The sequence below is a fragment of the Mycobacterium sp. NBC_00419 genome (genome assembly GCF_036023875.1).
In the GTDB taxonomy this organism is placed as follows: Bacteria; Actinomycetota; Actinomycetes; order Mycobacteriales; family Mycobacteriaceae; genus Mycobacterium.
In genome coordinates, this window is the sequence record NZ_CP107931.1 from 2,491,999 (window position 1) to 2,506,088 (window position 14,090).

Sequence of the window (14,090 nt, forward strand, 5' to 3'; positions counted from 1 at the left end):
GCTGGACGTTGGACCGGGCTATGACCCTGCTGTGAGTGATTGCGAGAGGTCGTAAACGTTGACGCCGTCGATATTTCGGGAGGCGTAGCTCTCGCTCACCCAATCCCGGATGCGCTCGGCGGCGTCACTGCCCGACCGGGCGCCGAGGAACGGGGCAGGCATGGAACGGTCGATGAACCAGTGGATGCGGTTGGCTCGGACGTAGTCCTGGAACTGCTGCAGCGTCGGCGCCGGGTCGGTGCCGTTGAATCCACCGACGGCCATCACCGGAACACCGGCCCCGAGCTGGTACCCGGCGGCGTTACTCGATCCGACAACGGCTGCGGCCCAGGTGTATTGGCCGGCATCGGAACGCAACGCCGCGACAAGATCCGGACCGGGCTCAGGGGCGCCGAACAACCCCGGCATTCCACCGGCCCGGCCGTCGGAGGGCCCGACAGATGGGATGGCCCCACTGCGCGCAGATGCGGCCGTCGCCACCGACACCGCGGCCGGTCCGGCCAGGGCCGCGACGAGCGCCAGGATCGCAACGGATCGTTCGACCGCCCGCGGCAGGCGTGCGACGACGACTAGCAGAACCGTCGCCGCGATGCCGCCGGTCAGGATGCTCATCCGCAGCCAGGGCAGCCAGTTCGAATAGTTCTGCAGCAGAACATAACTGAGGGAAACCGTGATACCCGAAATACCCGCCAGCACAACGGCCGCCCGGATGTCGGTCCGCTGGTCCCACAAGAGTCTGGTGCCGATCGACACCGCCGCCGCGATGGCCGGAGCAAGCGCGACCGTGTAGTAGGGGTGCAGGATGCCGTTGGCGAAGCTGAACACCACCGCCGTGACAACCAGCCAGCCACCCCACATCAGCAGCACGGCGCGGGTGCGATCCGTTCTCGGCCCGCGTCTGGTAATCCACAGACCGGCAACCAGTGCCACCACGGCGGCCGGCAACAGCCAGGCGATGTGGGGACCCATCTCGGCACCGAAGAGGCGCGCCCAGCCCACGTCGTGGTTCAGATTTCCCAAGCCACCGGTCTCGTTGCCAGTGAGCCGGCCGAGACCGTTGTACCCCAAGGCCAATTCGATGACCGAGTTGTGCTGGGAACCGCCGATGTACGGCCGCGCCGCCGCGGGCCACACCGTGACCAGTACCAGGTACCAGCCGCTGGACACCACCACTGCCACTGCGGCGGCCACCAACCGCCATGCCCTCGTGCGCAGGGGTAGATCGGCCGCGATCACGAAGACCACCGCCAACGCGGGGAGGACCAGGAAGGCCTGCAGCATCTTGGCCAGGAACCCGACACCGACGGCGACACCGGCAAGCGGTAACCACCACGCCGCGGCGTCACGGTCCAGTGCGCGCTGCGTGGCGTAGGCGGCGATGACCAGGCTCAGTACCAGCAGCGCATCAGGGTTGTTGAATCGGAACATCAGCGCCGCAGCGGGAGTCGCGGCCAGGATCGCACCGGCCAGCAGGCCCGCCCGCGGTCCTGCGACTCTGCGGACCGCGGCGTAGAGCACCGCGACGGCCGCGACGCCACACAGCGCCTGCGGTACCAGGATGGCCCACGAATTGAGACCGAACAGCCGCACAGACAGGCCGGTCACCCACAGCGCTGCGGGCGTCTTGTCGACGGTGATGGCATTGGCGGGATCGCTCGAACCGAACAGCCAGGCGGTCCAGTTCATCGAACCCGCCTGGGCAGCAGCAGAATAGAAAGCGTTCGCCCAGCCGCCGGCGCCCAGGTTCCACAGGTACAGCGCTGCGGTCACTGCGAGCAGAGCAGCCAGCGCGACACGGTCGAATCGGTTGCGGGTGGTCACTGCCCCATGCTGCCGAAAAACCTTGTCCCGGAACTGAGTGCCGGCTAAGCCCCTGCTGTGCAGGGCAGCCGCACAGTGAATTCCGTGCTGCCCGGCACACTCTGCAGTCCGATACTGCCGCCGTGCGCCCGCACTACCGCCGAGGCGATTGCCAGGCCGAGACCGGTCGAACCGCCCTTGCGGGAGCGCGAGGTGTCTCCGCGGGCGAACCGCTCGAAGACTTCGGACTGCAGCTCGGCCGGGATACCCGGGCCGTTGTCGACCACCCGCAGCACGGCCGCACCCGGTTCGGTGTCCAGCGACAGCGTCACCGATGTTCCCGGCGGCGTGTGGGTACGGGCGTTGGCCAATAGGTTGGCCACCACCTGATGCAGACGGGCGTCGTCACCGACCACGTACAGCGGATCCGGCGGCAGGTCCAGTTGCCAGCGGTGTTCGGGACCGGCGACATGGGCATCACTGACCACGTCGGCCGAAAGCCGGGCCAGATCAACGGGTTCGCGTTCCAGTGGGCGACCGGAATCGAGCCGGGCCAGCAGCAGGAGATCCTCGACCAGGTGCGTCATCCGCACCGCCTCGGACTCGACCCGTCCCATGGCATGCGCGACGTCTTCCGGCATCTGATCGCGTTTACGTTGCGCCAGTTCGGTATAGCCACGGATGGCGGCCAGCGGCGTTCGCAGCTCATGGCTGGCGTCGGCGACGAACTGGCGCACCCGGCTCTCGCTGGCCTGCCGCGTGGACAGCGCGGAGGAGATATGGTCGAGCATCCGGTTGATCGCCAGGCCGAGTCGACCCACCTCGGTGTGCGGGTTGGCGTCTGGGACCGGAACACGAACGGGCAGTTCGACTTCGCCACGATCCAACGGCAGGTTGGCGACTTCTCCGGCCGCGGTCGCCACCCGGGTCAGCGGTGTCAGCGCACGCCGGATGATCAGTATGCCGACGGTGGTCGCGATGATCATCGCTGCCGCGGTGACCACGCCGAAGATCAACGCCACCCGAAACAGCGTGCCGTCCACATTGCGCATGCTCAGCCCGATAACCAGGGTGTCGCCGGTCATCCTGCTGCGCGCGGCGATCACCCGGTAGCGGCCCAGACCGTCGATGTCACGGGTCACCGAGTGCCGTTCACCGATCGCATCGGCAAGCTGCTGTCGAGCTTTGGGCGACAGCGCGGCACGCACACCACCGACGGCCAGCACCCCGGCGTCGGTGGTGACGCCGTCGCGCACCACCGCAGCGGTCATTCCGATCGGCTGTCCGGGTGCGTCGAGGAAGTCCGGCCCGGGGCCCGGCCTGGGATAGACCTCTTCGCGCAGCGGGGATCCCGGCGGTGGCAGCGGCAGCGGCTCGCCGTACATCATGGCCCCCCGGTGGGCGGTCTCGCGCAACTGCGCGTCGACCTCACCGACGAGGTACTGATACAGCGCCACGATGGTCACCGCGCCGATACCGAGGCAGACCGCTGCCAGCAGCATCACCTGACCAATGAGCAGCCGTGCGCTCAGCGACCAGGTGCTAGCACGCAGGTTTGAGGACATAGCCCGCACCGCGAAGCGTGTGGATCATCGGTTCGCGGCCGTTGTCGATCTTCTTACGTAGGTAGGAGATGTACAGCTCGACGATGTTGGACCTGCCGCCGAAGTCGTAACTCCACACCCGGTCGAGGATCTGCGCCTTCGACAGCACACGCTTGGGATTGCGCATGAGGAAACGCAGCAGTTCGAACTCGGTGGACGTCAATGCGATCGGCGAACCAGCACGGGTCACCTCGTGGCTGTCCTCGTCGAGCACGAGGTCGCCGACCACGATCTGGGCGCCGCTGTCCTCGGTGGTCACGCCGGTACGCCGCAGCAGAGCGCGCAGCCGCAGCACGACCTCCTCGATGGAGAACGGCTTGGTGACGTAGTCGTCGCCGCCGGCGGTCAGCCCGGCGATCCGGTCCTCGACGGCGTCCTTGGCGGTGAGCAACAGAACCGGCAGGTGCGGACTGTGCTCACGCAGCCTGCGGAGCACGTCGAGGCCGCTCATGTCGGGAAGCATGATGTCGAGCACCACGGCGTCGGGACGGGTGCCGCGCGCCGCGGAGATCGCCGAGGCCCCGTCGGCCGCCGTCGTGATGTTCCAGCCTTCGTAGCGAAGTGCCATCGACACCATCTCGGCGAGCACTGCTTCGTCATCGACGACCAGCACATTGATCGGGTTACCGTCGGCCCGTCGCATCACCACGCGTTCGGCCGCAGAGGAGGTCATAACTCCAGTATCGGACGTGCCATGAGCTGACCCTATGCCATTCCTATGTGTCGGCTGTGAAAGCTGCACCGCACAGAACCCACCGATTGCGGCCACAGCCGCTTCCCATGTTCACGGCACACCGTGGTGGCATGACTGTTGAAGAGCGCGAGGTGTGGGGCGCTGCGCCCGCACGGCCGCCGGCCTGGTCGACCCGGACGACGCTGACCGCGGTGGGTATCGCGGCCGCACTGGCCGTCGGCGGCGGACTCGTCGTGCACGCGGCCGGTGGCGGCTCGACCGACGGCGGACCCGGGCGGATGGGCCCGCCGGCCGGCTGGGAGCCGGGCGGGCCCGGCGGCCCGGGATTCCCCGGCGGGAACACCCGGACCCTGCACAGCGAGGCCGTCGTCTCCGACGGCAAGGGCGGATACCTCACCGAGCTGACCCAGACCGGCGACGTCTCGTCTGCCACCGACACCGCGATCACCGTGCGCAGCCAGGACGGATTCACCCATTCCTACGTCCTCGACGCCGACACCCGCCGACCCCATCAGCCCGTGCAGAGCGGCGAACAGGTCACGGTGCGGGCGACTGTCACCAACGGAACGGCCAACGCCACGGCGGTGCTACCGGCTCGATAGGGGTCGGCGCTCCATAATCCCTTCAGTGAGCTTCTTCGAGGTCATCGAGACAGTCGGCAAGACGATCGACGGGGTCGGCGTCGCCGTCATCGCCCTCGGTGCGCTGATCTCAGCCGCCGGCACGATCCCCCGGCTCAAAACCGGCACCGCATACCGGGTGTTCCGCGAGCAGCTCGGCCGCAGCATCCTGCTCGGCCTGGAGTTCCTGGTCGCCGCCGACATCATCCGCACGGTGGCGGTCACCCCTGACGCCCGTAGCGTCGCGGTGCTCGGCGGCATCGTCTTGATCCGGACGTTCCTGAGCTTCTCGTTGCAGCTCGAGGTCACCGGCTATTGGCCGTGGCAGAAATCCCGCCAGGAGCAGGACGACGCCGCAGCAGCGGCATCGAAACGATGAGCAAGCAGTCGCGCCGGGCCCGCCGGACGCGGATCTTCGACGCAATCCGCAAGACTCCCCCGGAGCCGCTGGGGCCGCCGGATACCCACGACCAGGTCGAAGTCGCGGCGATGCTGCGGGCGATCGGCATCGCACTGGTGGAGGTCGAGCAGCCGACCCAACTGGTCGAGGGCCGTCTGCTGCAGATCGCCGCGCAGTACACCAGCGAACCGGTTCGGGTGGTGGTGCTGCCGACCATGCTGATGATTCAGGTGGGCACCGTCGGATACCAGGTCGACGGGTCGACACACTCGTCGCTGCAGCTCGACATGGCCGGGCGCATCGACGACATCGCCAGCCTGGCCGCCGTCGGCGCCATCACCCCAGCCGATGCGGTCGCGTCGATCGAGGCGGCGCGCACACTCAAGCCCCGGTACGGGCCGATCGCCACGACAATCGGATACGCCGTCACCACAGTGGGATTCGGCATGGTGATCAATCCGACGTGGGCGTCGCTTCCCGGCTATCTGTTCCTCGGTCTGGTGGTGGGCGCCATCGTCCAACTCGGGCGCCCGTTTCCGGGCTTGAACCCGATGCTGCCGACGCTGTCGGCCACCCTCGTCACGGTCCTGGCAACCTGGTTTGTCGCCGACACCGCCCACGACGGGCTGCTGCGGGTCATCGCCCCGCCGTTGGTGGCGACGCTGCCCGGAATGGCCTTGACCATCGGTGCGATGGAACTGGCTGCCTCCCAGATCATTTCGGGGGCCAGTCGGCTGGTCTACGGAATGGCGCAGTTGGCCTTGCTGGTGTTCGGCGTGGCCCTGGGCATACAGGTCGCCGGCCAGGTCTATCCGCAGAGTCCGTCGGCCCAGATGGGCCCGTGGTCGCTCTACGTGGCGATCGTGGTGGTCGGCATCGGTCTCTACGTCTACCTGTCCGCGCCGCGGGGATCGCTGTTGTGGCTGATCGCCGCGATCGCTGTGGCCCTGGTGGGGCAGGAATTGGCCGGCAAGGTGATGTCGGCAGCCCACTCCGGATTCATCGGCGCCATCCTGGTGGTGCCGTTCGCGATGCTGGCCGCGCGGATCAAGACCGCACCACCGGCGGTTGTGATGATGCTCGCGGCGTTCTGGTCGCTGGTGCCGGGCGCACTGAGCTTCGAATCGGTGAGCCAGGCGGCTTCGGGCGGCAATGTCGGGGTGTCCAGCCTGGGCTCCACCGGGGCCGCGATCCTGTCGATCGCGCTGGGCACGGTGGTCGGGTGGAGCGTGTTTCACACCATCGACAGCCGGCTGCCATGGCCGAAGGGGCTGGACCAACCAACCGTACGGTAGGTTCACCGGAGTGGACGACCTGACCGCAGTAGCCGACTGGATGTCGGAACACGGCCTCGGCGACGGGCCGATCGAGAACGTCACCGAGATCGTCGGCGGTACCCAGAACGTCATGTTGCGATTCCGCCGATCCGGCCGCGAATACGTCTTCCGGCGCGGGCCCCGCCATCTGCGACCGATCAGCAACAAGGTGATCCTGCGGGAGACCCGGGTGCTGAGCGCACTGGCCGACAGCGACGTGCCTCACCCGCATCTGATCGCGGTCTGCGAGGACACCTCGGTTCTCGGCGACGCGGTGTTCTATCTGATGGAGCCGGTTGACGGGTTCAACGCAGGCGCCGGTCTGCCCGCACTGCACGCCGGTGACGCCGACATCCGGCGTGAGATGGGGTTGTCGATGGCCGAGGCGGTGGCCAGACTCGGTGCGGTGGACCACGTCGCGGTGGGTCTGGCAGACTTCGGCAAGGCCGACGGATTCCTGGATCGCCAAGTGCCACGGTGGCTTTCAGAGCTCGAGTCCTACAGCGGCTTCGACAACTACAGCGGTCCGGAGATCGGCAACGTCGATTCCGTGGCCACCTGGTTGCAGCAGAATCAGCCCGCGCAGTGGAAGCCGGGCATCATGCACGGCGACTACCACGCCGCCAATGTGATGTTCTCCCCTACCGGGCCCGACGTGGTCGCGATCGTCGACTGGGAGATGTGCACCATCGGTGACCCGCTGCTGGACCTGGGTTGGATGCTGGCGACCTGGTACGCCCCCGGCCACGACTCCGTGCTGACCAACGTCCTCATGGAGACCGGCGATCTGGCGACTCCCGACGAACTGATCGAGCGATACGCTCACAACACCACCCGGGACCTGACCGGCATCGACTGGTACACGGTGCTGGCCTGCTTCAAACTCGGCATCATTCTCGAAGGGTCGAATGCTCGGGCGGCGGCAGGCTTGGCGCCCAAGGAAATTGGCGATCGCCTACACATCGCGACCGTGCGACTGTTCGAGCGGGCACTGGCAATCATGGAGGGACAACGATGATCGACTTCGAGATTCCGGCCGACGTGGCCGCACTGCGTGACGAGGTGCGAGCCTTCGTCGTCGACAAGATCGTGCCCTTCGAACGTGACCCGCGGCTGACTCGGCACGGGCCCAACGAGGAGTTGCGGACCGAGCTCGTGGAACTGGCCCGGGCGGCGGGGCTGCTCACCTTCCAGGCACCGCGTCGCTTCGGCGGCCGGGAGCCCTCCCATCGCGACCAGGCGGTGCTCTTCGAGGCGGCCGGCTGGTCGACTCTGGGACCGGTGGCACTGAACTGCGCGGCACCCGACGAGGGCAACATGTTCGTGCTGTCCAAGATCGCCAATGACGAGCAGGTCGAGACGTTCCTGCTGCCGGTCATCGACGGGCGCCAGCGGTCGGTGTTCGCGATGACCGAACCAGGCGGTGCCGGTTCGGATCCCGGCCAGCTGGCCACCGAGGCGATCTTCGACGGCACCGACTACGTGATCAACGGCCGCAAATGGCTAATCACCGGGGCCAACGGCGCACGGACGTGGATCATCATGGCCCGCGTCGCACCGAATTCGCACGGCGCCGACGGGCCCACCCTGTTCCTCTGCGACGGGCAGACCCCCGGCATCGAACTCGAGCGGGTCATGGACACGATGGACCGCAACTACGTCGAAGGCCACGGCGTGGTGCAGTTCAACGACCTGCGCCTGCCTGCCTCGGCGGTCCTCGGCGAGGTGGGCCAGGCCCTGCGGTACGCCCAGCTGCGATTGACCCCGGCCCGGTTGACGCACTGCATGCGCTGGCTCGGCGCGGCGACGCGTGCTCATTCCATCGCGGTCGAGCACGCCCGTACCCGCACCGGCTTCGGCAAGCCGCTCGGCGAGCACCAGGGCGTGGGCTTCATGCTCGCCGACAACGAGATCGCGCTGCAGCAGTGCCGCCTGGCGATCTGGTGGGCGTGCTGGGCGCTGGACACCGGCGCCAAGGGCCGCCACGAGAGCTCGATGGTGAAAGCCTATGTATCCGAAGAGCTTTTCAAGGTGGCCGACCGCTGCGTGCAGGTTCTCGGCGGGATGGGAATTTCCGACGAGACGCCCGTCGGGATGATCTTCTCCGACATGCGCGCCTTCCGGCTCTACGACGGTCCGACCGAGGTGCACAAGTACGCGATCGCCCGCCAGGTGCTGAGGACCCCGTCGTCATGAGCGTCCTGGACTTGTTCCGCCTCGACGACAAGGTCGTCATCGTCACCGGCGCGTCCTCCGGTCTCGGGGTGTCCTTTGCCCAGGCGTTCGCCCAGGCCGGTGCGCACCTGGTGCTCGGCGCACGACGGCTCGAACAGATGGCCCAGACCGCGGCTCTGGTTGAGGACGCCGGCCGCAAGGCCTACACCCGCAAGACCGACGTCGCCGACCCCGATCAGTGCCAGCAGCTGGTCGATGCGGCCGTCGCAGAGTTCGGCCGCGTCGACGTCCTGATCAACAACGCCGGTGTCGGCACGGCCGTGCCCGCCACCCGGGAGGCGCCCGACGACTTCCGCAGGGTCGTCGACGTCAACCTCAACGGTTCCTACTGGATGGCGCAGGCGTGCGGACGGGTGATGCAGCCCGGAAGCTCGATCGTCAATATCGCCAGCATTCTGGGCATCACCACCGCCGGCCTGCCGCAGGCGGCCTACGCCGCCTCGAAGGCCGGGGTGATCGGCCTGACTCGTGATCTGGCCCAGCAATGGGGACCGCGCAAGGGAATTCGGGTCAACGCGCTGGCTCCCGGATTCTTCAAGAGCGAGATGACCGACGAGTACAAGCCGGGTTATCTGGACAGCCAGATGCCGCGAATCCTGTTGGGACGCACCGGTGATCCGGTGGAGCTGGCAGCCACGGCAGTGTGGCTGGCATCCCCGGCGGGCGGTTACGTCGCCGGGCAGACGATCGTGGTCGACGGCGGCTTGACAGTCACGTAAGTGATTGTCACGCAACGGTAAAGACTCGGCACCAATCGGGTACCTCTCAGACTTTTCACGGCGTGTGGTCAGAAAGGCCACAGACAGGTCTGCAACGCTGAACGGGTTAGCTACTCGCGAGCCGAGGAGGTGTAGTCCGGTGTGGATTGCGCTGTACCTCGTAGCGGCGATTCTCGTAGCGGCCATCGCGTGGCACGTGAGCTATCACTTCCAGTCCCTCGACGCCCCCAGTGACGCGGTCCGAGCAGCAGCCGCACTGGTGGCGGGCGCGCTGTGGCCTGTCATCGTGGTGGGTGTGGTCCAACTGCAGGCGCTGCGCTACCTCGTCCGACGATTGCGTGCGACCCGCGTCCGGGTGACCGAACCCCCCGTGCCCGCCGCGAACCGCTCTTAGGGCCACGGGGCAGCGTTCAGACGCCGTTTACCTGAAAGCAGCCGCAGAGGGGATTTGTCGGCCACCATTGTCCTCATGGTGTGTGCGCGAACTATGGGTCTGGTCCTCGTAGCGGCGGCCGGGATTCTCCTGGCCCCGGCGGCGACGGCGTCGGCCGACGACTCCGGCAGCGGCCTTTTGTGGCCCGATCCCAATGAGCCGTACTACTGGGACGCCAACGAGAACGCCCAGGGCACCGGGCCGGCTCCCCTGCCCACCGACGATCTGTACTGGAAAGAGGGCGAGAACGCCGGCGGCACCGGAAATGTGCCGCAGCCGCAGGTCCCGCAGTACACCGATATGGGCGAGAACGCCGGAGCGTACTAACGCCGACCGGTGGCATCGTCGTGCGGGAACCTCCCCACGTCGAGTAGACAATACGACGGTATGGGAATTTCCCAGAAAACATACTTGCGGTCGCAACCTCAGGTCTACGGTTTGCCATCATGAACACGTGCGTTGCCAAACCGATCCCATCGGGGTGGCGGCGCGGCGCCCAGCACGGTGTGGGATGACGAGATGCGCGCCGCGATGATGGCCGCCGTTGCATGAAACGCTTCTGGCTTTACTTCGGAACCGCGCTGGCCCTCGTCATGGTGATTGGGTTGGCCATACCAGAACGGTCGTGGGCGGCGTGGGCCGCCAGCGCCATCCTCAGCGTCGCCATCGTGGCCGCTGCTGGCAGTCGAGTGCGCGCGGCATGGAAGCGGGAGTCCGAGCGCCAAAAAGAAATTGTCGACCGGTTCAACCGCGAGTATCCGCCACCGGAGCGAGTAGAAACACGGAATCGCCAGGAGGGAATGTCAAGCAAGCAGGACGACAGGCCCGATGATGATGTTGAGTGCGCCCGAAGGGATTCGAACCCCTAACCTTCTGATCCGTAGTCAGATGCTCTATCCGTTGAGCTACGGGCGCCTTCGTATTCAGTTGTTCTCGGCTGACGAGTCAGCCGCGGCGGAGGCGAGAGGATTTGAACCTCCGGTCCCCTTTAAGGGGGACAACTCATTAGCAGTGAGTCCCATTCGGCCGCTCTGGCACGCCTCCTGAACTTCCTCAGCGTACCGGAGCCATACTGCAGCCCCAGAACCGCCGATGGATGAGAGTACACAGGCCGGATAACCGATGGCAAAGCGGTTCTGCCAGGCCCCTAGACTTGGGCACGTGACCGCTCGCCTGCGCCCCGAACTGGCTGATATTCCGGCCTACACACCGGGCAAGACCGTGCCGGGTGCGATCAAGCTGGCCAGCAACGAAACCGTGCACGGCCCGCTGCCCAGCGTCCGGGAGGCCATCGCGGTCGCCGCCGAGACCATCAACCGCTACCCCGACAACGGCTACATCGAACTCAAGGACGAGCTGGCCAAGCACTTGAGCAAGGACGTCGACGTCGCCCCCGAGAACATCGCGGTGGGCTGCGGCTCGGTGAGCCTGTGCCAGCAGCTCATCCAGATCACCACGAGCGTCGGCGACGAGGTGGTCTTCGGCTGGCGCAGCTTCGAGATCTACCCGCTGCAAGTGCGGGTGGCCGGCGCCACCCCGGTCCAGATCCCGCTGCGCGACCACACCTTCGACCTGGACGCCATGCTGGCCGCGATCACCGACCGCACCCGGCTCATTTTCGTCTGCAACCCGAACAACCCCACGTCGACGGTCGTCGACCCCGACGAGCTGGCCCGGTTCGTCGACGCGGTGCCGTCGGACATCCTTGTCGTCATCGACGAGGCCTACGTCGAGTACATCCGCGACGGCATGGTCCCCGACAGCCTGAGGCTGGCCCGAACGCACCCGAATGTGGTTGTGCTACGCACTTTTTCCAAGGCCTACGGCCTGGCCGGCCTGCGGGTGGGCTACGCGGTCGGCGATCCTGACGTGATCACCGCCCTGGGCAAGGTCTACGTGCCGTTCACCGCCACCACGGTGTCGCAGGCCGCGGCGATCGCCTCGGTGCACGCGGCCGACGAGTTGATGGCCCGCACCGACGCCGTCGTCGCCGAACGCCGCCGGGTCACCGCGGCGCTGGCCGATCTGGGCTATTCGTTCCCGCCCACCCAAGCCAACTTCGTGTGGCTGCCACTGGCCGAGCACACGCTGGACTTCGTCGAGCAGGCCGCCAACGCCCGCGTGCTGGTCCGCCCCTACGGCACCGACGGCGTGCGGGTGACGATCGGCGCGCCCGAAGAGAACGACACCTTCTTGGCCTTCGCCGCCGACTGGATCAAGACCGTCAGCTGACCGGCACCCGGCCGGTGAATGCGATCAGCCGGTCCAGCGCCGACGCGTCGGCGGATACCTCGACGGGATCGTCGAAGCCGGCCCGCACCCGGCCCTCCGGGGTGATGATGCGATGCACCAGGCCCGAGACGTAGTCGACCAGCGAGTCGGAGACATGAACCGGCTGACCGGTGGCGGCCGCGTAATCCCAAGCGTGGACCAGGAACTCGAGCGACAGAATGCTCGCCATGAAGCCCGCGGGCGCCTCACCCGCACCGAAGGGAACCGTCCCGTCCAGCCCGCGCCGATGCCACGCGTCCAGTGCAGGACGGGCGGCGGCGATGATCTGGCGTTCCACGGAGTCGTTGGTGTCACGGTCGGGGATCTCGGCCCCGGCGGCCTGGCCGAGCAACGTGATGGAGTTCAGGACGTGGTCGGTGAGACCGGCGACATCGAACGTGCGGCACGGGGTCTGTTTGGAGAGGTCGTCGGTGGCGATGCGGTGTACCGCCTGCTGGAGCACTTTCAGCGTCGCTTCGGCGCTAGCCAGTTCATCGGTCGGTGCAGCTTCGGGTCCTGCGGTGAATTCGTCGCCCATGAGCCCACCGTACGACGGCCCACCGACAGCGCTACAGAGCGGTTGCGACCGCCGCTGCCCACTCGACGTCGAACTCGACCACCAACTGGGCAGGGACGGCCAAAGCCAGGGGCGTGTACCCACCGGCCACCTCGTCACGGGCCACGCCCGTGATCACCCGGCCACCGAATCCGCCCGCCCGGCCGGGAACCTCGATGGTGAGGGTCGCCCCCGACGAACCGGGGAGCACCCTCAGATAGAACTCGGCACCGGGCTCCAGGGGCTGGATTACAGCAGCGCCGTCGGCGTCGACCACGGTATGACCGTCGGACACCCGGACCGCAGCGGCGTCGGTGGCGGCCAATCGGAACGGGCCCACTACCGCACCATCGACGGCGGCGGACGAGGCCAGCAGCGACGGGGTCACCGTCTGCCGGGCTGCCGAGCGGGCCCCGGAGAGCAGGTAGTCATAGAGGTGCACGACGGGCTCGGCGTTGCGGTAGGTGCGCGAACCGTGAAGTTCGAAGCTCACGTCGCTGACGGTGGCGTCCCCGTCGATGAGCAGCCGGTAATGCCGGAAACCCTGGCCGCCGCGGTTGGTGCGGTTGTCGGAAATCGTGCTGCCGACACCGAGCGTCTTGCTGATCAGGCCGACACCCTCAGTCACCCTCAGGTGCGAGGTTGGCACATCCTCCCAGGCCACCGCGTCGGCCGACTTCTGCAGTGTCAGAACCGATTCGGTGCTCGACGAGACCATCGCGCTATAGCCGGCCAGTTGCCGCTCACCGTCGAACTCGACGCGCACCGAGTCACTGGTGTGCAGGACGCGAGCCGGGATGTTGAGCGGACGATCGTCGAGTTCGAGTCCGTTGGTCAGCCGCCAGATGGCGGCCTGGGTGCCGGCGATGGCCTCGTGCTCGGCGATGTTGCGGGTGCCGAGCGGGTAGCCCGCGGCGCGGAGCCGGCGGCTGATCTCAGTGGTCGACAGCGTCGGGAAGGAGTTACGCAGAATCCAGTCAACCTCGGCCTCGTGGGCGCGGGCTTGCAGGTGCGGCACCGCCGACCAGGTATCGGCGCGGTAGCGCGACGGTCTGCTCGGTGAGACACCGGCGAAGTCCAGGGAGTAGGCCTCGATGTTCGGGTTGAGCCGGATCAGGTCGGTGCGCGCCGACGTGCCGTCGGTGAACAGAATGGTGTCGACGGTGTGCGAGTAGGTGCCCGGGCGGTACCGGGTCATCCGCGACAGATCGACGGACGGTGTCGGGCTCACCCGGCGCCGGACGGCGACCGGCGCGACAGCGGGGGCTGGGACAGCGAAAGTTGTCATCGGGTTGATCTCTCTGGATACGTCGACAGCGCAGATCAACGCGCCAAAAGGCGGCGGGCTGAGCGCAGGGATTTACGGCGTCAGAAGAATCAACAACAACAACAGAAGTGCACGTCAAGGCAGCGCGTGGAGACAAAGCGCAGCGGAGCGTGCT

15 protein-coding genes and 2 tRNA genes are annotated in these 14,090 nt (G+C 67.2%); 10 read left to right on the forward strand and 7 right to left on the reverse strand.

Translation table 11 applies throughout. The features are described 5' to 3' along the window. Nucleotides 1-18 precede the first annotated feature (18 nt). Genes OG976_RS11905 through OG976_RS11915 form a run of 3 tightly spaced genes read right to left on the reverse strand, consistent with a single transcriptional unit; the run spans nt 19 to nt 4,047 of the window. On the reverse strand, nt 19-1,821 hold the full coding sequence (locus OG976_RS11905) for a glycosyltransferase family 39 protein (protein WP_328362257.1): 1,803 nt from the start codon (nt 1,819-1,821) through the stop codon (nt 19-21). Nucleotides 1,822-1,865: 44 nt separating this feature from the next. Beyond that, a complete protein-coding gene (locus tag OG976_RS11910) occupies nt 1,866-3,365 on the reverse strand; it encodes a sensor histidine kinase (protein WP_328362260.1) in 1,500 nt (499 codons plus the stop codon). Beyond that, complete coding sequence (locus tag OG976_RS11915) at nt 3,343-4,047, reverse strand: response regulator transcription factor (RefSeq protein WP_328363469.1); 705 nt, start codon at nt 4,045-4,047, stop codon at nt 3,343-3,345. Before OG976_RS11915 ends, OG976_RS11910 begins: the two co-directional genes overlap by 23 nt. Before the next feature lie 161 nt (nt 4,048-4,208). On the opposite strand from OG976_RS11915, the gene OG976_RS11920 reads away from it, so the two are divergent. From OG976_RS11920 to OG976_RS11960, 9 genes are all read left to right on the forward strand, one after another. Beyond that, nucleotides 4,209-4,700, forward strand: a complete 492-nt coding sequence (locus OG976_RS11920) for a hypothetical protein (RefSeq protein ID WP_328362263.1) — start codon at nt 4,209-4,211, stop codon at nt 4,698-4,700. 25 nt (nt 4,701-4,725) lie between these two features. Next, nucleotides 4,726-5,097 (forward strand): DUF1622 domain-containing protein, encoded by a 372-nt coding sequence (locus OG976_RS11925; protein ID WP_328362265.1) that lies wholly within the window; start codon nt 4,726-4,728, stop codon nt 5,095-5,097. Next, nucleotides 5,094-6,413 (forward strand): threonine/serine ThrE exporter family protein, encoded by a 1,320-nt coding sequence (locus OG976_RS11930; RefSeq protein ID WP_328362267.1) that lies wholly within the window; start codon nt 5,094-5,096, stop codon nt 6,411-6,413. The genes OG976_RS11925 and OG976_RS11930 overlap by 4 nt, the downstream gene beginning before the upstream one ends. A 40-nt stretch (nt 6,414-6,453) precedes the next feature. Further along, complete coding sequence (locus tag OG976_RS11935; protein ID WP_328363472.1) at nt 6,454-7,452, forward strand: phosphotransferase family protein; 999 nt, start codon at nt 6,454-6,456, stop codon at nt 7,450-7,452. Next, nucleotides 7,449-8,630: an acyl-CoA dehydrogenase family protein gene (locus OG976_RS11940; RefSeq protein WP_328362269.1), complete on the forward strand. Its 1,182-nt coding sequence runs from the start codon at nt 7,449-7,451 to the stop codon at nt 8,628-8,630. Before OG976_RS11935 ends, OG976_RS11940 begins: the two co-directional genes overlap by 4 nt. Next, nucleotides 8,627-9,388, forward strand: coding sequence for an SDR family NAD(P)-dependent oxidoreductase (locus tag OG976_RS11945; protein WP_328362272.1), 762 nt, complete (start codon nt 8,627-8,629; stop codon nt 9,386-9,388). Before OG976_RS11940 ends, OG976_RS11945 begins: the two co-directional genes overlap by 4 nt. A gap of 139 nt (nt 9,389-9,527) precedes the next feature. Then, the gene (locus OG976_RS11950; RefSeq protein ID WP_328362275.1) at nt 9,528-9,782 is read left to right on the forward strand and encodes a hypothetical protein; all 255 of its coding nucleotides are present in this window, start codon (nt 9,528-9,530) and stop codon (nt 9,780-9,782) included. 75 nt (nt 9,783-9,857) lie between these two features. Continuing rightward, nucleotides 9,858-10,148 (forward strand): hypothetical protein, encoded by a 291-nt coding sequence (locus tag OG976_RS11955; RefSeq protein ID WP_328362278.1) that lies wholly within the window; start codon nt 9,858-9,860, stop codon nt 10,146-10,148. A gap of 221 nt (nt 10,149-10,369) precedes the next feature. After that, complete coding sequence (locus OG976_RS11960) at nt 10,370-10,690, forward strand: hypothetical protein (RefSeq protein ID WP_328362281.1); 321 nt, start codon at nt 10,370-10,372, stop codon at nt 10,688-10,690. Here the strand turns inward: OG976_RS11960 and OG976_RS11965 are convergent. Beyond that, nucleotides 10,664-10,736: transfer RNA gene (locus OG976_RS11965), tRNA-Arg, on the reverse strand. The two genes, OG976_RS11960 and OG976_RS11965, sit on opposite strands and share 27 nt — an antisense overlap. A gap of 40 nt (nt 10,737-10,776) precedes the next feature. Then, nucleotides 10,777-10,865, reverse strand: a tRNA-Ser gene (locus tag OG976_RS11970). A 117-nt stretch (nt 10,866-10,982) separates the two neighbouring features. Between OG976_RS11970 and hisC the strand changes: the two genes are divergently transcribed. Continuing rightward, nucleotides 10,983-12,053, forward strand: coding sequence for a histidinol-phosphate transaminase (gene hisC, locus OG976_RS11975; protein WP_328362284.1), 1,071 nt, complete (start codon nt 10,983-10,985; stop codon nt 12,051-12,053). On the opposite strand, the gene OG976_RS11980 is transcribed toward hisC, so the two are convergent. Beyond that, the gene (locus OG976_RS11980; RefSeq protein WP_328362287.1) at nt 12,046-12,630 is read right to left on the reverse strand and encodes a TIGR03086 family metal-binding protein; all 585 of its coding nucleotides are present in this window, start codon (nt 12,628-12,630) and stop codon (nt 12,046-12,048) included. The genes hisC and OG976_RS11980 overlap by 8 nt on opposite strands. A 31-nt stretch (nt 12,631-12,661) precedes the next feature. Next, the gene (locus OG976_RS11985; protein ID WP_328362290.1) at nt 12,662-13,936 is read right to left on the reverse strand and encodes a TQXA domain-containing protein; all 1,275 of its coding nucleotides are present in this window, start codon (nt 13,934-13,936) and stop codon (nt 12,662-12,664) included. Between the last annotated feature and the right edge of the window lie 154 nt (nt 13,937-14,090).